Genomic DNA, 17,050 nt, shown 5'->3' with positions numbered 1-17,050 from the left:
CTGCGGATCCGCCCTTAAAGGCTCTTGCGGATCCGCCGCACCATCCACCAGACGGCCAGAATGACCAGCGGCGTCGTGATCGCCATCAGGGCAAGCTTGCCCAACCCGATCTCGGCCCCGAACGGCTCCAGCATATAGACAACAAGGTTCACCGCGTAATAGCTGATCGCCACCGTCGACAGCCCCTCGACCGTCTTCTGCAACCGCAGCTGCAGATCCGCCCGCTTGTCCATGCTTTCCAGAAGCGTCTGGTTCTGCGCCGACCGCTCCACATCCACCCGCGTCCTCAGCAGTGACGACGCCCGCGACGCCCGCTCCGACATCGCTTCCAGCCGCCCCTGCGCCGCCTTGACGGTCCGCATCGCCGGGTCATAGCGGCGCATCATGAATTCCGCGAAGGTTTGCCGCCCGCCGAAGCGCTCTTCCCGCAGAACCTCGATCCGCTGGTTCACGATCGCCTCGTAAGCGCCCGTGGCCCCAAACCGGTACGAGGATCGCGCCCCCATCGCCTCGAGTTCAGACGATACCTCAAGCAGCGCCTTCAGCGTCTGGTCGGGCTTCGCGACGTCACCGGCCATCTCGTCAACAAGCGAGGTCAGCGCTTCGTCCACCCGGGTCAGCTCCGGCCCCATGTCGCGCACCCGCGCGAAGCCCAGCATCGACATCGTCTTATAGGTCTCGATCTCGCACAGCCGCTGGACTATCCGGCCCACCCGGCGCGACCCGCATTCGTCCCGCACGAAAACCGCGAACCGCATATGCCCGTTCTCGTCGATCCGGAAATCGCCTGCGATCGTCGCGCTGTCATCCAGCACCCGGCTGGCCGCCAGGCTCTCCGGCACGAACCACTCGCTGATCTTCTGAACAATGGCTTCTTCACCCGGCCACCCCTGTACCCGGATCAGGGCCGATGTCATTCGCACCCCCGGCGCGTCCGCCAGCCAGTCCTCCGGGTAGGCGTCAAAGGTCGTCCCGTCGAAGGGCCGTTCCGCCACCCCGTCGCCGAATAGTGTATAGGTCACGAACTCAGTATGCGCTTCCCACTTCAGCTGATGCCGCCCGAGCTGGCCGAACCAATGGGTGGCCCCTGGCGACGGATGCGGTGCCCCGTGGCGATCCAGCAAGGCGATCAGATGCGCCCGGTCCACATCCCGGTCCCGGCTCGCCGCATCTTCCGGCCTCTTGATCGCCAGATAGGCGGCATGGCACGGCGCCTCCAGCGTCGGGAACGGCCGCGCATGCAGCTCGTTCGCCAGCTTGTAGCGCAGTTCGTGGTCTTTCACCGGGCTCGTATGGGCGTCACGTGGCATAGGAAGAAGAGTAGCCTACCCTGACACTACGTAAAGCGCCGCTTTCTGCATCGCAGCAAAACTGCGGCGGAAATACCATCGAGAGAAGGGGGGAAATGGCGCGGTTGACGGGGCTCGAACCCGCGACCCCCGGCGTGACAGGCCGGTACTCTAACCAACTGAGCTACAACCGCGCAGAGTGTGGGCCTCGGGGCCCTGATTTGGCAGCGGTGGCGCGGTTGACGGGGCTCGAACCCGCGACCCCCGGCGTGACAGGCCGGTACTCTAACCAACTGAGCTACAACCGCCCGCTGCACGCCTGCGGCGAAACCGCAAGCGTGACGGACCTACTATGACCCAAGTCCGGCCCCGTCAAGCGAGTCGCGATGCATTTTTACAAACGACGCAGCAGCACCCGGCCAGGCGCCGATCAACTCACAGATGCCATCAGGCGGGCACTCTCCCGAAATGCGGCGACGGTCCGGCGAAGACCATCTTCCAACCCGATGCGCGGCGCCCAGTTCAGAACACGTTGAGCCTTCCCGATGTCGGGACAGCGCCGTCGCGGATCATCCACCGCAGCAGCCTCAAAGCGGATTGCCAGATCGGGCCGCCCGCACGCCGACGCCACGGCAGAGGCTAACTTCAGGATCGTGATCTCGTCCGGGTTCCCGATATTGAAAACCTCTCCCGCCAGTCCCTCCCCATCAGCCAGCGCCAGAAGCCCCGCGACAGTGTCACTCACATAGCAGAGCGACCGCGTCTGCTTCCCTGTCCCCTGAACCGGTATCTCACGCCCCTCCAATGCTGCCGCAATGAAGGCGGGCACCGCACGCCCGTCGCCTGAAATCATCCCGGGGCCATAGGTGTTAAAGATCCGCGCCATCCGCACATCCAACCCGTGTTGCCGGTGATACTCCGCACACAGGGTTTCGGCGGCCCGCTTTCCCTCGTCATAACAGGCTCGCGGCCCGGTCGGATTGACCGATCCAGGATAGCCTTCCGGCTGCGGATGAACCTCAGGGTCGCCATAAACCTCGGATGTCGACGCCTGCACCATCCGCGCCCCCGAAGACAAAGCGAGCGACAGCAAACTGTCAGTTCCCACGAAGTTGCACCGCAAAGTCCCCAGCGGATTGGCCTGATAGTGGCGAGGTGAGGCGGGACAGGCGAGGTTGAAGACCAAATCAAACCGCCCTGGCGCCGTCCGCAGCGGCTGCACAAGATCATGCTCGATGACCGCCACCTTCAATCCATCCAAGGCCTCGCGGCGCCCAGTCTGAAAGTTGTCGATCACCGTCACCCGGTCTCCGCGGGCCAGAATCGCGCGCACAAGATGCGCCCCTATGAAACCGGCGCCACCGGCTATCAGAACCTGCCTCAACTCTCCGCCTCTACGTTTCCCAATGCGTATCGATGATACGCCCGGCCAAGGCACTTTCTTCACAAAAATCCAACCCGCGGGCAAAGTTCTGACCCCGCCGGGCGATCTCTGCCGCCTCGCGGTCGTTCGCCCGGACCCACTCGAGGCGCGCTTCCAGATCACCCAGATCGGCCCGCACCGGCACATAATGCTCCCAGGCCCGCAGCCGGTCGTGATACCACATCCGGTAGCCATACGCGCTCTCGACCCACAGAACGCAACACCCCATCAGCATCCGCACCGGCAGGTTGTCCCAAGTATTCGTAAAGCCGTCGATGTCGAGCGCGACCTTCATCGCGCACCACTCATTGCTATGAACCCCGGGCCCAACCATCGCCCCCTGATCAGTCATCTTCTTGTGATAGGTCGGGGGCCCGGACAGCACGAACCGGATATCGAGCCCAAGCCGCTGCCCCATCGCCCAGAGCCGTAAGCGCTGGATCGCATTTGGATGGGCAAGGATGGCCCCCGGTTCCGTTAGAAACACCCCGTCTCCATTCAATCCGCCCCGCCAGACCAGTTCCCCCCGCCGGTCTGCCCAGTCCACAGAATTCGCGGAAGCGAAGTCCGCAACCTCCCGGTAAGCGCACTGCGCAAAGAAGCGAGGGTCAGGCACCGGCACCACATCAGAACTGCGCGACGAGAACGAAAACCGCGCATGTGATGGCCGGTTGCCGTCTGTGACAGAAAATGTCGCCCATTTCGCGATCCTGCTTTGCTGAAACCAGAAGAGGCAGCAGGCGGAGTAGGACCTAAGGAATGCGTACTCTTCCCATGTCGGCTCGGTCGGGGAAAACAGTAGCCAGAACCGGCCGCCGCGGCCGCGTTCCACCTTGATATCCGTCGCGAGGGCCAGTTCGGGGGCAAACCCGATCTCGTAGTCGGGCACCGCTTGCCTTGCCAATTCGAACTGCTGACGAACAGCGCCGCGTATCGGCCGCATGAATCGCCTCATTCTCCTGTTCCTCAAAACAAGAGACGTGTTCACCCGTCGCATTAGCCTCACGGCTGGTCCAGGATCTATTTGTCGGGCAGCGGGATGTGCTCCGCATTGTCATCCTGCGGCAGTTGGAACCGGCCATGCTGCCAATCCTCCGCCCGCCAAGCCTCCTTTGCCGCCTCGATCTTCTCCTTCGAGGACGCCACGAAGTTCCACCAGATATAACGCGGCCCATCCAGCGTCGCGCCGCCCAACAGCATCACCCGTGCACCCTGATCCCCGGCATGCAGGGACACCTTGTCCCCCGGCCGGAACACCATCATCCGCCCCGCCTCGAACACCTCGCCCGCAATCCGCACCGACCCTTCCAGGACGTAGGCTCCACGATCCTCCTGATCATCCGGCAGCGGCAGCCCTGCCCCGGGATCAAGCCGCGCATCCACATAGAATGTCTCCGACGGCGTCTCGACGCCCGCATCGGCGCCATAGGCGCGGCCCAGAATCACCCGCACCTCCTTACCCTCGGCCTCCAGCACCGGCAGCTCGTCCTTGGTCGCATGCAGAAACGCCGCCGCGCTCTCCTCCTTATCCTTTGGAACGGCAAGCCACGTCTGGATCCCGAACAGCGACGAGGGCTCGGCCCGCGCCGGACCATCCATCCGCTCCGAATGAGTGATCCCGTGCCCCGCGATCATCAGGTTCATCGCCCCCGGCTCGATCCACTGATCGGTGCCGAGCGAATCGCGATGATGGATCTTCCCCCGATGCAGATAGGTCACCGTGGCGAGCCCGATATGCGGATGCGGCCGCACGTCGATCCCCTCGCCCGTCAGGAACTCCGCAGGCCCCATCTGATCGAAGAAGATGAACGGCCCCACCATCTGCCGCTTCGGCGCAGGCAGCGCACGGCGCACCTCGAACCCGCCCAGATCGCGGGCGCGCGGCACGATCACCGTCTCGATGGCATCAACCTCGTTGCCGGTCGGGCAATGTGGATCAAGGGCGGGATTCCAGCTCATGTCAGGGCCTCTTTGAAAGGTATCGGGGCGGACTATCCGTGAGTGGTCAGATAGTCCGCCCCGATCCCGGCGCAAAGAGGGGGGAGTGGGCCCTACTCTCCCGTTATGCGCCTCTCTTCCGCCGGGAAGCCGTCTTTGGGCCCTTCGGCGAACTGCTCGAGTTCCGCTGCGGTCAGGATCAGGCGGGAGACGGTCGCGCTCGACCGCTCACCGGCCATCTCGTAAGCCGCGAATTCCACCAGATCCGCCGCGAGCCCCAGCGCCAGCTGCGCCGCCTGCTCTCGGGGCAGACCTGAAAGCCGCGTCGTGATCTGACGCATATCCCTGCGCAGCTGTCCTTCGACATAGCTCGCTACATGTTCTTTCGTCATGATCACCACGTTCGACATCGTGTTGCACCGTCCGTTCTGGATGCGAGGGGATATACGCCGCCCTGCCACATTGGTCTGTCACGCGATTACGTCTCTGACGCGGCGTCAGGATGGCTATGCAGCTGGCGACGCCGCGTCACTGCGCCGGAAAAATGACGGGATCGGGCCGGGCCCGCCGAAACACGTCCATTTCGCGGCGAATTGGGCCAAGGGTTGTGAGCATCACAACCGAAGGCCTAGACGCTTTCCATCGCATCTCCGCCCCGCAGGCCATGCAAGAACCATCGCTGTCCAAGGAAAGGGGTGGTGGGCGATGACGGGCTCGAACCGCCGACATTCTCGGTGTAAACGAGACGCTCTACCAACTGAGCTAATCGCCCCCGGCACGGTCCTAGCCCGAAGCGGGCGCCTCTTTCAAGGCTCGCCGCCCAGCGTGTCGTGACGTCCCGCCCGCACCACATGAACGACGCCCTGCCCGCCCGGCAGATCCGAAAGCCCGTCCATTCCCTGCCCCGTCGCGATCAGCCGCAGCATCCGGCTGGTGATGCCGTGGGTCACCAGCACTGCCGGTCTCTCAAGGTCATCGAGGAAAGACCGGCAGCGCGTATACAGCGCCGGAAACCCCTCTCCGCCCGGCGCACTGTCGTAATAGAGCAATCCATCCTGTTCCTGTGACACGTCCAGCTCAGCCCGGGCGCGGCCCTGCCACTCACCCATTCCGATCTCCATCAGCCGGTCGTCGCTTCGCAATATCCGCGCCCGCCCATCCAGCGCGATCGCCGCCGTCTGCACCGCCCGGCCCAGCGGGCTCATCCAGACATCCAATGCTCCGAAATCGAGCCCCTCCAGCAGCGCCCCCTGCCGCACCGCCTGCTCCCGCCCGCGTTCGGTCAACGGGCTGTCCAGATGCCCTTGCATCCGACCCGCGGCATTCCACTCCGTCTCGCCGTGGCGCAGGATCCAGAGATCAGGATAGGTCATCGGGGGGCCCCAAAGAAGAAAGCGCATCTCGGCAAGGAGGCGCCTGAAGAAAACAGCAGGTCATCAGAGCTTCTAACGCCTGACATCTTGGACACAAATAAAAGAGGCGCTCCACCGACGCGTTGGTAGGTGGCCCAAGACACTCGGTTCAATAAGACGACTTTCGAAAAAGTCCTGGAGATTGCCGTTCATCCAGGTTCAGCAAACCGCCATGCGAACTGCCGATCTGCGCGACACTAATGGATGAGGCGGCTCATCCTAACGCTCGTGATAAGAGCTTTGGCCAAATCGCCGGCGGGCCCAAGCACCAGCGGAGACACCCGATCCAGCTCAGCCCAATCAATGGCGACAGCAGGCACAACAATGGCTAGTCGCGCAGCCGGTTTCGCTGGTCCTTCGACGTCTCCAGGCAAAAGTGCGAGGTGATGCTCCGCACCTGAGGCAACTGACCCAGCGTGTGGGCGTGGAACTCCTTATACTCCTCCAGATCGCCGACCTCGACCCGCAGCAGATATTCGACGTTCCCGGCGATGTTGTGGCACTCAAGGACCTGCGGCGCCGCCTCCATCGCATCCTCGAACACAAGGGCATCCTTATGGAGCTGCTGGGCGAGGCCGACCATGACAAAGACCGTGATCCTGGGTGCCAGCGCGGACCGGTCGATGATCGCACGATAGCCCTTGATCACGCCCGCCCGCTCAAGCTCTTGAACCCGCCTCAGGCAGGCCGAGGGGGACAGACCGACACGCCGCGCCAGCTCGATATTGGTGAGTCGGCCGGACGCTTCTAGCGTTGACAATATTTCTTCGCTTGCACGGTCTAGATCAGACATTTCTTGCTCAAATGGATGCCATACGACCTACTTTGCAAGAAAATTGCCCCGTTTTCCACCGATAATCTCCAAAGGAATTCTCACCCAGAAGGAGGCACCCGGTGCAGGCACTCGACGCTTATGACATGTCCGCAGAGCGCGGATTTCTCTGTCAGTTCAACGCGGGCGACATCAGCCTGACAGGTGATCTGGCCACAGTCGGCGACGTCGCACTGTCATTGCCAAGCCTGCTGCCAACCGGCCGCGTCCGGGCGCTTCTGCGGGACCGGCTGCCGGACATCGATATCGCGGCGGTCCTGCAATCCTGCGGCGACGCCGAAGCGCGGATGGCCATGGTGCACTACTCCTTCATGGTGCAGGCCTATGTCTGGGGCGAGGCCAACCCGCCGGAGGTGCTGCCGCGCTGTCTGTCGGCGCCGATCGTGGCATTGGCCGATCACCTCGGCCAGCAACCGCTTCTCGCCTATAGCGGATACGTCCTCGACAACTGGGCTGAGGTCGAACGCGGCCAGGGGCTGACGCTCGACAATACACGCATGATCCAACAGTTCCTCGGCGGCCAGGACGAGGCGTGGTTCGTCCTGATCCATGTGGCGATCGAAGCGGCAGCCGGCGGGGCGCTGGCTCGAATGCCGAAGGTGGTGGAGGCCACGGCAGCCGAGGATATCGGCGCGATCCGAACCCTGTTGGAGGAGATTGCCCAGGTCTGGGAAGGGATCAACGGCATCTTCGACAGAATGCCCGAGCGGTGCGATCCATATATCTACTTCGCCCGCGTCCGGCCCTACATCCACGGGTGGAAGGACAATCCGGCCATGCCACACGGGCTGCTCTACGAGGGCGTCGAGCGGTTCGGCACCCAAGGCCGGGCGTTCCGCGGCCAGACCGGATCGCAATCCTCGATCGTGCCGTCGATGGACGCGCTTCTCGGCGTCGGACATGCCCACGATCCGATGAAGGCCTATCTCGACGAGTTGCACATCTACCGCCCGCCAGCGCATCGGCGGTTCATTGAGGATCTGCGGGCGCAGAGCGGGCTGCGCAGCTTCGTCGAACGCTGTGGTGACCCCGGATTGACGGAAGCCTACAATGCCAACATCAAGGCCGTGGCCGATTTCCGGTCACGACACCTGGAATATGCGGCGTCCTACATCAACCGGCAGACCAGGGCTGCGACCGGCAACGACACCGAGGTCGGCACCGGCGGAACACCCTTCATGCGCTATCTGAAGAAGCATCGCGACGAGACGCGCGAACGGCTCCTGCCGGTCAGGGAGAAGCAAAGAGCATGATCTCTCTCCCGATGCTCCATCCGGAACGGAAGGCTTGACCGTACTGCCGAGAGGCCCGGACCCATACCGCGGCGGCACCGCGTCCCGTCGAGGTACAGGCGCCGCAGCTAAAAAAGCCCGGCAGCGTTATCTCGCCACGACCCGGCCGTCGGGGGGCGAGCCGCGCTGCACTCCGCGAGAAACCATCTTGGGCATCAGGTTTAATGGTGGGTGATAAGAGATTCGAACTCCTGACATCTTCGATGTGAACGAAGCGCTCTACCACTGAGCTAATCACCCGTGGCGCGTCATGTAGCCAGTCCCGCTGAAGGCCGCAAGGGTCTCGCGGCGGGCGATCGCTGTACCATCTGCCGAATCTTTGGGCGCAAAGCATCTCGCGCAGGGCATCCGGACGCACCGCCGGTTGCCCACCACACTGCAAACCGCTCCCCTGCCGCAACGATCACAAAAGGTGTTCTGATGCTCCGTCCCTGCCTGCCCGCTCTTCTCCTCGCCGCCCCGCTTGCCGCCGACCCGCTCGACCCCACGCCGCGCCTCGCCGTCATGTCCGCGTTCGAGCCGGAATGGACACTCCTCCTCGACATGGTTGAAAGCCCCACCGACCATACCGTCAACGGCAACCGCTTCGTCACCGGCCAGATCGAGGGCCAGCCCGTCGTCCTCTTCCTCTCGGGCATCTCCATGGTCAACGCCGCCATGACCACTCAGCTTGCCCTGAACCATTTCGAGATCGAGGGCATCGTCTTCTCCGGCATCGCCGGTGGCGTCGACCCGGCGCTTGATATCGGCGACGTCGTGGTGGCGGAAAACTGGGGCCAGTACCTCGAAACCGTCATGGCCCGCGACACCGGCGACGGCTACGCAATCCCGCCCTGGATGAGCTCGGATTTCCCCAACTACGGCATGATGTTCACCCGCTCCGTCGGCGTCGTCAGCGAGGCCGCGCCCGAGGGCGAGCAGAAATTCTGGTTCGCCTCTGATCCCGGCTATCTGGACATCGCCGCCACCGTCGCCGAAGAGATCGACCTCGCCGAGTGCAACCCCGACAATGCCTGCCTCTCCTCCCCACCCGAAATCGTGGTCGGCGGCAACGGAGTCTCCGGCTCCAGCTTCGTCGACAACGCCGATTACCGCGCCTACGTCTTCGATACGTTCGACGCCGCCGTCCTCGACATGGAAAGCGCCGCCGTCGCCCATGTGGCCCACGCCAACGGCACCCCCTTCATTGCCTTCCGCAGCCTCTCGGACCTGGCCGGAGGCGGAGATGAGGAAAACGAGCTCCCGGTCTTCTTCAGCCTCGCCGCCGCCAACTCCGCCGAAGTCGTCCGCGCCTTCCTCGCCGCCCTGCCGGACAGACTCTAGCGTCAAAGGACCGGATCAACGCGCTCTCAAAGCACAACAAACCCGACCTCCTACTCCTGCTAGAGTCTATGATCGGGAACGAAGCGGCCGCAATAGGTCACACGACGGTCCGCTTCGCGTGGCAGACACGCGCAAATCGAGGTATTGCTGCCGGAAACGAACACTCGGGAGACGAACGGTTTTGCCCTTCAACAAACTACACGTACCACAAGGCCTTGCAGCTGAGACGTGCCAGGCGATCAATGAAGAGCTTCACGAAAGCCTCGTCGAGACGTGCAGCGTCAACCCCGAAGATCACTTCTGCCTCGTCGCAAGATATCAGCCGGGCGATATGCTGCTTCATCCGACCTTCCTCGGGAACCGCGACCCTGAGGCAACCGTGGTGATCGAGATCGCCCTGCTCGAAGGGCGGACGGACGAGCAGAAGGAGAACCTTTTCAAGAATGTCCGCAACCGCCTCGCCTCGATTGGCTTCGATGCGAACAACTCGATCATCTTCCTTCTGGAGAACAGCCCGGCCGACTGGTCTTTCAGCCCGGCCGGCTCGGTGAAGTCGGTCCTCGGGCTCTAGCTGGCAGGCTCCCGTCTTCGAAAACCGTCATTCATGCTGATTGGCACTGCTCCGGGCGGGGCAAGACTATGAGTTAACCCAATACACCAAAGGCATATCACAAGACGTTGCAATCCCTCCCTGACGGCTCCTGGCAAGAAAGGACCGCCCCTAACGCGACTGTACCGGCTTCCCCAGATCCGCTGCCGCAATGCCCGCGACGAACGCCGTGATCGCCTCCAGCTCCTCCAGCGTCAGCTCGACCGGCGCAATCGGCGACGGCCGTTCCGGGTCGAAGGGCGGCGTCACATCCTCGACCTGCGTGAAGGCACCGTGCGGCGCAAGCACGTAGAACGTCTCGAACCGCGCCTGCCAGTCGCTCAGCGCCCTAAGCGCTGCGAAGGACGGCGTCGAGCCGATGCTCTTCATCCGGTTCACCTCGCCCACCACATGGCAGCGCCCGCACAGTTCAAGTGACAAGTCCGCGCCGGCCACCGCATCGCCTTCCACGGGCGCCGTGACCACGACCTCTTCCACCGTCACATCCGCCGAATAGAGCGCATCGCCCCCGGGCGGAAAGCTTTCGATCGTCCGCTTGCCGATATCGCTCGTCAGGTAGTCCCCCAACCGCTCCGGCCCCGCGCCCTCGCCTGCGAAATGCCAGACCATATCCCCCTCTCGAAACACCGGCACCCCGTCCGTTCCGATCACGGCATCGGCCCCGTCGTCCACGATTTCCACCGCCTGCCCCGTCTTCAGCGAGAACCGCGACAGCACGTGCCGCAGGAACCCGCTCTCCTCCATTTCCTCGGGCGCCGACAGCGTGAACGGCTCCGCCGACACCCCACCCGCAAGCAAAACCACAAAAAATCCGACCGCAAACCGCCTGAGGGTCATGGAAGCCTCCCGCTTCGTGGGTTAGGTATCCAACGCTAGAAAGGACCGCACCGGTCCGTCAATGGAAGGGAGATGTCGATGAGCGACGATTTCAACATGTCGATGCGCAAGTTCTTGAAACAGGTTGGGGTGACGTCGCAGCAAGCCATCGAAGAGGCGATGCGCGAGGCCGACAGCTCCGGCAAGACCTTCGACGCCAAGGTCGTGCTCACCATCGATGGTCTCGACCTCGAACATGTCGTCACCGGACAGATCAAGGGCCAAAGCTAAGTGAGCACCGCAACACGCGAGGATGTTCTGGGCGTCCTCAAGGAAATCAACGCCCCCGACGGCACCGATATCGTCTCGGCGGGCATCGTCCGCGCACTGAATGTCGACGGCGGAACCGTCCGCTTCGTGATGGAAATCCCGGGATCGGCCGCGAAGGCGTTCGAGCCGATCCGGGACACCGCCGAAGCGAAGGTCAAGGCGCTGCCCGGGATCCAGACGGTCTCGGCCATGCTGACGGCGCACACCGCCCAAGCCGCGCCTCCGGACCTCAAGCCGAAGGCAGCCGCCCCCAAGGGTCCGCAGAAGATCCCCGGGATCGACCGGATCGTCGCCATCGCCTCCGGCAAGGGCGGCGTCGGCAAATCCACCGTCTCGGCCAACCTCGCCTGCGCGCTGGCGGCCGAAGGGCGCAAGGTCGGCCTTCTGGATGCCGATGTTTACGGCCCCTCGCAGCCGCGGATGCTCGGCGTCTCGGGCCGCCCGGCCTCGCCCGACGGCAAGACGATCCTGCCGATGCGCAATCACGGCGTCACCATGATGTCGCTTGGCCTCATGACGAACGAGGATCAGGCGGTCGTCTGGCGCGGGCCGATGCTCATGGGCGCTCTCCAGCAGATGCTGACCCAGGTGCAGTGGGGCGCGCTCGACGTCCTCCTTGTCGACCTGCCGCCCGGCACCGGCGACGTGCAGATGACGCTCTCCCAGAAGTCCGAGGTGACAGGCGCCGTCATCGTCTCCACCCCACAGGACGTGGCCCTGATCGACGCCCGCAAGGGGATCGACATGTTCAACCAGCTGAACGTCCCGATCCTCGGCATGATCGAGAACATGTCGACGCATATCTGCTCCCAATGCGGGCACGAGGAGCACGTCTTCGGCCATGGCGGCGTGGCGGCAGAGGCCGAAAAGATGGGCGTCCCCCTCCTCGCCGAGGTACCGCTCCACCTCGACATCCGGCTTGCCGCCGATGGCGGCGCGCCCATCGTGGTCTCCAAACCCGAAAGCCAGCAGGCCCGCGCCTTCCGCGACGTGGCCCGCAAACTGATCGACGCCGGGGCGGCATGACCGCCCCGACCTTCCCGCCGCTCCTCTCGGGTCAGGCCGTCGAGGGCGCGATCGACCCGTTCGACAAGGCCCAGGCGCAGGCGCTCCTCGGCTGCGATGCCGGCCTCGTCGTCCACAACCTCGCCCACGACACGCTACGCGCCGCGATTGTCTTCGCCCCCGAGGTCCCGCTGGAAGACGCCGTCGCCGCCCTGCCGATCTGCGGCATCGGCTTTCAGAACGCGCTCGGCGCGCTCGCCCCGCCCGAGGTCGCGGTCCACCTCGACTGGTCCGGCCCGATCCGCGTGAACGGCGCGCTCTGCGGCGGCCTGCGCATGGCGGCCGCCACCGCCGCGCCGTCCGAACAGCCCGACTGGCTCGTCGTCGGCCTGTCGCTGCCGCTCTGGCCGCCCTCCGAAGACACCGGGCACGACCCGACCCGCACCGCGCTCTACGCCGAAGGCTGCGCCGATGTGGATGCGACCGCGCTTCTGGAAAGCTGGGCGCGTCACACCCTCGTCTGGCTCAACCGCTGGACCGACGAGGGCCTTGCCCCCGTCCACAAGGAATGGCGTGGCCTCGCCCATGGCGTCGGCGAAGAGGTCGCGCTCTTCGGCCACAAGGGCACCTTCCTCGGCATCGACGAACGCTTCGGCATGCTCCTGCGCGACGCCGACGACACCCGCCTCATCCCCCTCACACGCCTGCTGGAGACGTCCGCATGAACTTGGCCCGCGCGATCCATTTCGACGAAAGCGACATGAACGTCTTTCACTCGCCCGCCCGCACCGGCGAATGGTGCATCCCCGGGGGCTTCGAATTCTCCAACTGGTCCGAGGCCGACCTGACCGGCAAGGCCAAGCAGGCCTTCTCCAACGGCTGGCTGGGGCTCGAGACCTTCGGCCGCGTCACCTTCGTCGCCGTCACCAAGGCGGAAGAGGCCGAGGTCGCGGCGCTGACCGACACCCTCGCCCAGCACTTCATCGACCTCTACGGCGCCCCCGACCTCGACACCGCCCGCCCCGTGGCCGAGGCCGAGATCGCCCACATGGCCGAGCTCTGTGACGAGCACGCGCCCAACACGCTCCTCACCGTCGCCCGCGAGCTGACAGATAGCGGCGTAAAGGAAAGCTTCCGCGTGATCGAGGCACAGGAGGCTGACCTCGACCAATTCGCCATCCACGGCTCACTGGACGAGGACTGAACGGCCGACACAGTCCTAGAAACGGATCTTCAGGCTTGCGCCGACCTGCCAGGCATCCAGCTTGTACTTCTTGAAATCCGTGGATCCTGTAAACCCAAGGGAACCGCCCTTGAACACCTTCAGGTCTCCGATGGTCAGCATCAGGCCCTGCTTGTCACCGCCGAAATTCTGGGTCCCGCTCAGACTGTAGCTGCCCCATTTCGCGGTCTTCATCTTGCCGGTGAGGGTGACTTTGGTGTCGTCTCCGAAAAAGGCGTCACTTCCGGCTGGCTTCAGCTTAAGCGTGACACTCGACATGCCATTCAGCTTCAGATCGCCTGACATCTCGTCCAGTTTCTGCGGAACAGACGCCGCGATCTCTTCCGGCGACATCATCATCCAGAGGTACTGATCTGCCAGAAGGGTGGCCTTCGATCCCAGGGTGATCTTATCGCACTTGAACTTGCGCGTGACCGTGCTGTCCTTCACGCTCACCTCGGCCTTGCAGCCCAGCGGCTCCGGCTTCAGCAACGTCGGCTTCGGAACGTCCCCGAATAGCTTCTTCTGCCGCCATTCCGACAGGATCAGCTGGATGTTCAGATCGCTCAGAACCTCAGCGCTATCGACGTTGTGCCGGATAAGGATGACGAGCATGAAATCCTGAAGCGACATAGCCGACAGAACGTTCTTCTCCAGCCAGTCGTGAATATCTTTGACGTAAGTCGGTTCGGGAAAGGCCATGAGCTGCAAACTCCTTGAGCAAAGCGAATAAGAATGCCTTTAGTTATATGGAGCCTTTGCTGTTTCACCAGTGAAAACAGGTGTTGTCATTAGACTTTTACACCAGCCCAGGCCGCCTTCTCGAACCTTCGGAAATCTCACCTTTCCGCAGCGGCTCTCTGACCACCTTAAACGGCATGATCGACCTCGAACTGATGATGACAGAAGTCCGATTCCGGAGATAAGGAAACTTCCGAAAGATCCGTGCCAGAGACACCGTCGAGCATGGTAAACGCACTAGTCCCGCCGGACTGAACGTCGCAAAGGAAGCCGCCGGGGAGACGGCTTAGAGAACTCAGTTCTCCGGCGCCGCCTCCTGCTCCGCTGCGCGCTGCGCTTCGATCTCGCGCCAGCGGGCCACGTTGCGGTTATGCTCGTCCAGCGTCTGGGCAAAGGCATGCCCGCCCGTCCCGTCGGCCACGAAGAAGATGTAGTCCGTGTCGTCCGGATCCAGCGCCGCCGCGATACTCGCCCGCCCCGGATTGGCGATCGGCGTCGGCGGCAGCCCTTCGATGACATAGGTGTTCCACGGCGTCGCCGCGCGCAGCTCGCTCTGCCGCAAGCCGCGGCCCAGAACGCCCTGCCCCCGCGTGATCCCGTAGATCACCGTCGGGTCCGTCTGCAGCCGCATCCCGCGTTCCAGCCGGTTGGCGAAGACGCTCGCCACCTGCCGCCGCTCCTCCGCGACCCCGGTCTCTTTCTCGATGATCGAGGCCAGGATCAGCGTCTCCTCCGGGCTGTTCACCGGCGCGTCGTCCTGCCGCTCGGCCCACAGCTCTTCGAGGATCTCGTCCTGCCGCTCGTCCATCCGCGCCACGATCGTGGCCACATCATCCCCCGGACGGATCTCATAGCTGTCGGGCGCCAGCGTCCCCTCCTCGGGCACCTCCTCCAGATCGGCACCGGTCAGGTCCAGCCCGTTCAGCGCGTTCACGATCTGCCACGAGGTCACGCCCTCGGCCACCGCCACGCGATAGCGCGTGTCGCTCTCCTCGCGCACTTCCAGATAGCGCGCCGCAGGCTCCTCATCGGCCAGGAACTTCGCCGCCTCGACATAGTCGTTCGTCGCCGGATCCAGCTCGCGCACGACCGTCTGCACCTGGTTGACCCCGATGCGATAGACGACCTCGGTCCCGCAGGTCGACGCCCCGCCCCGGGTGACGATATCGACGATCTCCTCCATCGACGCGCCCGCAGGAACAAGGAAGCTCCCCGCCTTCAGCAGCGACGACTTGTCGGTATAATCTGCGCCCATCCGGAAGATCGCGGGCGAGGCGATCGCCCCCTTCTCGTCCAGCTGCGCCGTCACCCGCCGCATGTTCGACCCGGGCTCCACCCGCAGGCAGACCGCTTCATCCAGCGGACCCTCGGCCGTATACGATCCCTGCCCCCACAGGATCACGCCCCCGATCAGGAACAGCGCGACCCCGATCAGCGTCAGCCCGTTAGACGCGATATGTTTCCACATGGCCTAGACCCTCCCGAAAAGAACGCTCGCATTGGTCCCCCCAAAACCGAACGAATTCGACAGTGCCACAGTGATATCCCGTTCCCGCTTTGCCCTCGCCGCCAGATCGACCGGCGTCTCGACCGCAGGATTGTCGAGGTTGATGGTCGGCGGTGCCACCTGATCGCGGATCGCGAGGATCGAGAAGATCGCCTCGATCGCACCCGCCGCGCCCAGCAGATGCCCGGTCGCGCTTTTCGTCGACGACATCGTCACCTTGCCCGCGGCATTCCCCATCAGCCGCTCGACCGCCCCCAGCTCGATCACGTCGGCCATGGTCGAGGTGCCGTGGGCGTTGATGTAGTCGATCGAAGAGGGCTCCAGCCCCGCATGTTTCAGGGCCGCGCGCATCGACCGCTCGCCGCCCTCGCCGTCCTCTGAGGGTGCCGTGATGTGATAAGCATCCCCCGACAGGCCATAGCCGAGGATCTCGGCATAGATCTTGGCGCCGCGGGCCTTCGCGTGTTCGTATTCCTCCAGCACGACGATCCCCGCGCCCTCGCCCATCACGAACCCGTCCCGGTCCGCATCGTAAGGACGGCTCGCCGTCTCAGGCGCATCCCCCCGCTTGGTCGACAGCGCCTTGCACGCATTGAACCCGGCAATTCCAATCTCGCAGATCGCGGCCTCGGCCCCGCCCGCGATCATCACATCCGCATCCCCGTGCTGGATCAGCCGTGAGGCATCCCCGATCGCATGTGCCCCGGTCGAACAGGCCGTCACCACCGCGTGGTTCGGCCCCTTGAAGCCGTACCGGATGCTCACCTGCCCGGAGATCAGGTTGATCAGCGCTCCCGGCACGAAGAACGGAGAGATCCGGCGCGGCCCTTTCTCCTTCAGCGTCAGCGTCGTATTGGCGATGGAGTTCAGCCCGCCGATCCCCGACCCGATCATGACGCCCGTCCGTTCGAGGCTTTCGGTATCGGTCGGCATCCAGCCTGCGTCCTTCACCGCCTGCTCTGCGGCGGCAAGGCCGAACAGGATGAAGGTATCGACCTTCCGCTGCTCCTTCGGCTCCATATAGGTGTCCGGCTCGAAGGCCCCCTCGCCCTCGCGCGGCACCTCGCAGGCATAGGTCGTCGCCAGATGCGAGGCATCGAACTGCGTGATCGGACCGGCGCCCGACTTGCCCGCAAGGATCCTGCTCCAGCTCGCCTCGACCCCGTCCGCCAACGGCGTGACCAGCCCCAGTCCCGTTACCACCACTCGGCGCATGCCCCGCCTCCGCTCGTCGTTTTTCTTGCGCCTGAGGGATATACGCCACCCGCCCCCCTCGCAAGCCTCGCCCGTGGGGTACAGGCGGAGCCGCG

At 64.1% G+C, this 17,050-nt stretch carries 18 protein-coding genes and 4 tRNA genes; 7 read left to right on the top strand and 15 right to left on the bottom strand.

Annotated elements, in window-relative coordinates:
- Positions 1 to 14: 14 nt before the first annotated feature.
- The 10 genes from AADZ90_RS12700 to AADZ90_RS12655 form a co-directional block, all read right to left on the bottom strand.
- Entirely contained in the window at positions 15 to 1,310 is a 1,296-nt protein-coding gene (locus tag AADZ90_RS12700; protein ID WP_367310381.1) for a DUF3422 family protein, read from the bottom strand.
- Between the two features lie 96 nt (positions 1,311 to 1,406).
- A tRNA-Asp gene (locus AADZ90_RS12695) sits at positions 1,407 to 1,483 on the bottom strand.
- A 37-nt stretch (positions 1,484 to 1,520) separates the two neighbouring features.
- Positions 1,521 to 1,597 (bottom strand) — tRNA-Asp (locus AADZ90_RS12690).
- A 122-nt stretch (positions 1,598 to 1,719) separates the two neighbouring features.
- Entirely contained in the window at positions 1,720 to 2,673 is a 954-nt protein-coding gene (locus AADZ90_RS12685; protein ID WP_411997034.1) for an NAD-dependent epimerase/dehydratase family protein, read from the bottom strand.
- Positions 2,674 to 2,683: 10 nt separating this feature from the next.
- Entirely contained in the window at positions 2,684 to 3,655 is a 972-nt protein-coding gene (locus AADZ90_RS12680) for a glycosyl transferase family 90 (protein ID WP_367310380.1), read from the bottom strand.
- Positions 3,656 to 3,732: 77 nt separating this feature from the next.
- Positions 3,733 to 4,671, bottom strand: a complete 939-nt coding sequence (locus AADZ90_RS12675; protein ID WP_367310379.1) for a pirin family protein — start codon at positions 4,669 to 4,671, stop codon at positions 3,733 to 3,735.
- A 92-nt stretch (positions 4,672 to 4,763) separates the two neighbouring features.
- Positions 4,764 to 5,060: a hypothetical protein gene (locus AADZ90_RS12670; protein WP_367310378.1), complete on the bottom strand. Its 297-nt coding sequence runs from the start codon at positions 5,058 to 5,060 to the stop codon at positions 4,764 to 4,766.
- Between the two features lie 286 nt (positions 5,061 to 5,346).
- Positions 5,347 to 5,422, bottom strand: a tRNA-Val gene (locus AADZ90_RS12665).
- Positions 5,423 to 5,456: 34 nt separating this feature from the next.
- On the bottom strand, positions 5,457 to 6,023 hold the full coding sequence (locus AADZ90_RS12660; protein ID WP_367310377.1) for a histidine phosphatase family protein: 567 nt from the start codon (positions 6,021 to 6,023) through the stop codon (positions 5,457 to 5,459).
- A 367-nt stretch (positions 6,024 to 6,390) separates the two neighbouring features.
- Positions 6,391 to 6,855, bottom strand: a complete 465-nt coding sequence (locus AADZ90_RS12655; RefSeq protein ID WP_367310376.1) for an Lrp/AsnC family transcriptional regulator — start codon at positions 6,853 to 6,855, stop codon at positions 6,391 to 6,393.
- Positions 6,856 to 6,956: 101 nt separating this feature from the next.
- Between AADZ90_RS12655 and AADZ90_RS12650 the strand changes: the two genes are divergently transcribed.
- On the top strand, positions 6,957 to 8,147 hold the full coding sequence (locus AADZ90_RS12650; protein WP_367310375.1) for a PrnB family protein: 1,191 nt from the start codon (positions 6,957 to 6,959) through the stop codon (positions 8,145 to 8,147).
- Between the two features lie 204 nt (positions 8,148 to 8,351).
- On the opposite strand, the gene AADZ90_RS12645 is transcribed toward AADZ90_RS12650, so the two are convergent.
- Positions 8,352 to 8,426 (bottom strand) — tRNA-Val (locus AADZ90_RS12645).
- A 180-nt stretch (positions 8,427 to 8,606) separates the two neighbouring features.
- Here AADZ90_RS12645 and AADZ90_RS12640 point away from each other — a divergent pair.
- Together AADZ90_RS12640 and AADZ90_RS12635 are read left to right on the top strand one after the other, a co-directional pair.
- Entirely contained in the window at positions 8,607 to 9,509 is a 903-nt protein-coding gene (locus tag AADZ90_RS12640) for a 5'-methylthioadenosine/S-adenosylhomocysteine nucleosidase (RefSeq protein WP_367310374.1), read from the top strand.
- 181 nt (positions 9,510 to 9,690) lie between these two features.
- A complete protein-coding gene (locus tag AADZ90_RS12635; RefSeq protein WP_367310373.1) occupies positions 9,691 to 10,080 on the top strand; it encodes a tautomerase family protein in 390 nt (129 codons plus the stop codon).
- Positions 10,081 to 10,230: 150 nt separating this feature from the next.
- Here AADZ90_RS12635 and AADZ90_RS12630 read toward each other — a convergent pair whose 3' ends face one another.
- Entirely contained in the window at positions 10,231 to 10,956 is a 726-nt protein-coding gene (locus AADZ90_RS12630; RefSeq protein WP_367310372.1) for a hypothetical protein, read from the bottom strand.
- A gap of 78 nt (positions 10,957 to 11,034) precedes the next feature.
- On the opposite strand from AADZ90_RS12630, the gene AADZ90_RS12625 reads away from it, so the two are divergent.
- Genes AADZ90_RS12625 through AADZ90_RS12610 form a run of 4 tightly spaced genes read left to right on the top strand, consistent with a single transcriptional unit; the run spans position 11,035 to position 13,474 of the window.
- Positions 11,035 to 11,226 (top strand): DUF6494 family protein, encoded by a 192-nt coding sequence (locus AADZ90_RS12625; protein ID WP_367310371.1) that lies wholly within the window; start codon positions 11,035 to 11,037, stop codon positions 11,224 to 11,226.
- Positions 11,227 to 12,291 carry an iron-sulfur cluster carrier protein ApbC gene (gene apbC / locus AADZ90_RS12620; protein WP_367310370.1) on the top strand — a complete coding sequence of 355 codons (1,065 nt, stop codon included), beginning with the start codon at positions 11,227 to 11,229 and terminating at the stop codon, positions 12,289 to 12,291.
- Entirely contained in the window at positions 12,288 to 12,995 is a 708-nt protein-coding gene (locus AADZ90_RS12615; protein WP_367310369.1) for a biotin/lipoate--protein ligase family protein, read from the top strand. The genes apbC and AADZ90_RS12615 overlap by 4 nt, the downstream gene beginning before the upstream one ends.
- A complete protein-coding gene (locus AADZ90_RS12610) occupies positions 12,992 to 13,474 on the top strand; it encodes a DUF6505 family protein (protein WP_367310368.1) in 483 nt (160 codons plus the stop codon). Before AADZ90_RS12615 ends, AADZ90_RS12610 begins: the two co-directional genes overlap by 4 nt.
- A 15-nt stretch (positions 13,475 to 13,489) precedes the next feature.
- Here AADZ90_RS12610 and AADZ90_RS12605 read toward each other — a convergent pair whose 3' ends face one another.
- The 3 genes from AADZ90_RS12605 to fabF form a co-directional block, all read right to left on the bottom strand.
- On the bottom strand, positions 13,490 to 14,194 hold the full coding sequence (locus tag AADZ90_RS12605; RefSeq protein ID WP_367310367.1) for a hypothetical protein: 705 nt from the start codon (positions 14,192 to 14,194) through the stop codon (positions 13,490 to 13,492).
- 334 nt (positions 14,195 to 14,528) lie between these two features.
- Positions 14,529 to 15,701, bottom strand: coding sequence for an endolytic transglycosylase MltG (gene mltG / locus AADZ90_RS12600; RefSeq protein WP_367310366.1), 1,173 nt, complete (start codon positions 15,699 to 15,701; stop codon positions 14,529 to 14,531).
- A 3-nt stretch (positions 15,702 to 15,704) separates the two neighbouring features.
- Complete coding sequence (gene fabF / locus AADZ90_RS12595) at positions 15,705 to 16,955, bottom strand: beta-ketoacyl-ACP synthase II (protein ID WP_367310365.1); 1,251 nt, start codon at positions 16,953 to 16,955, stop codon at positions 15,705 to 15,707.
- Positions 16,956 to 17,050: the final 95 nt, after the last annotated feature.

The sequence above is a fragment of the Aestuariibius violaceus genome, assembly GCF_040779325.2.
GTDB lineage: Bacteria > Pseudomonadota > Alphaproteobacteria > Rhodobacterales > Rhodobacteraceae > Aestuariibius > Aestuariibius violaceus.
This window is presented reverse-complemented; position numbering and strand designations above follow the sequence as displayed.

What these genes read in the sequence shown, in the direction of transcription:
- AADZ90_RS12640 (WP_367310374.1), top strand. Translation starts at nt 8,607, where the DNA reads ATGCTCCGTCCCTGCCTGCCCGCTCTTCTCCTCGCCGCCCCGCTTGCC.
- AADZ90_RS12670 (WP_367310378.1), bottom strand. Translation starts at nt 5,060, where the DNA reads ATGTCGAACGTGGTGATCATGACGAAAGAACATGTAGCGAGCTATGTC.
- fabF (WP_367310365.1), bottom strand. Translation starts at nt 16,955, where the DNA reads ATGCGCCGAGTGGTGGTAACGGGACTGGGGCTGGTCACGCCGTTGGCG.
- AADZ90_RS12660 (WP_367310377.1), bottom strand. Translation starts at nt 6,023, where the DNA reads ATGACCTATCCTGATCTCTGGATCCTGCGCCACGGCGAGACGGAGTGG.
- mltG (WP_367310366.1), bottom strand. Translation starts at nt 15,701, where the DNA reads ATGTGGAAACATATCGCGTCTAACGGGCTGACGCTGATCGGGGTCGCG.
- AADZ90_RS12610 (WP_367310368.1), top strand. Translation starts at nt 12,992, where the DNA reads ATGAACTTGGCCCGCGCGATCCATTTCGACGAAAGCGACATGAACGTC.
- AADZ90_RS12625 (WP_367310371.1), top strand. Translation starts at nt 11,035, where the DNA reads ATGAGCGACGATTTCAACATGTCGATGCGCAAGTTCTTGAAACAGGTT.
- AADZ90_RS12675 (WP_367310379.1), bottom strand. Translation starts at nt 4,671, where the DNA reads ATGAGCTGGAATCCCGCCCTTGATCCACATTGCCCGACCGGCAACGAG.
- AADZ90_RS12630 (WP_367310372.1), bottom strand. Translation starts at nt 10,956, where the DNA reads ATGACCCTCAGGCGGTTTGCGGTCGGATTTTTTGTGGTTTTGCTTGCG.
- AADZ90_RS12680 (WP_367310380.1), bottom strand. Translation starts at nt 3,655, where the DNA reads ATGCGGCCGATACGCGGCGCTGTTCGTCAGCAGTTCGAATTGGCAAGG.
- AADZ90_RS12605 (WP_367310367.1), bottom strand. Translation starts at nt 14,194, where the DNA reads ATGGCCTTTCCCGAACCGACTTACGTCAAAGATATTCACGACTGGCTG.
- AADZ90_RS12655 (WP_367310376.1), bottom strand. Translation starts at nt 6,855, where the DNA reads ATGTCTGATCTAGACCGTGCAAGCGAAGAAATATTGTCAACGCTAGAA.
- AADZ90_RS12700 (WP_367310381.1), bottom strand. Translation starts at nt 1,310, where the DNA reads ATGCCACGTGACGCCCATACGAGCCCGGTGAAAGACCACGAACTGCGC.
- AADZ90_RS12615 (WP_367310369.1), top strand. Translation starts at nt 12,288, where the DNA reads ATGACCGCCCCGACCTTCCCGCCGCTCCTCTCGGGTCAGGCCGTCGAG.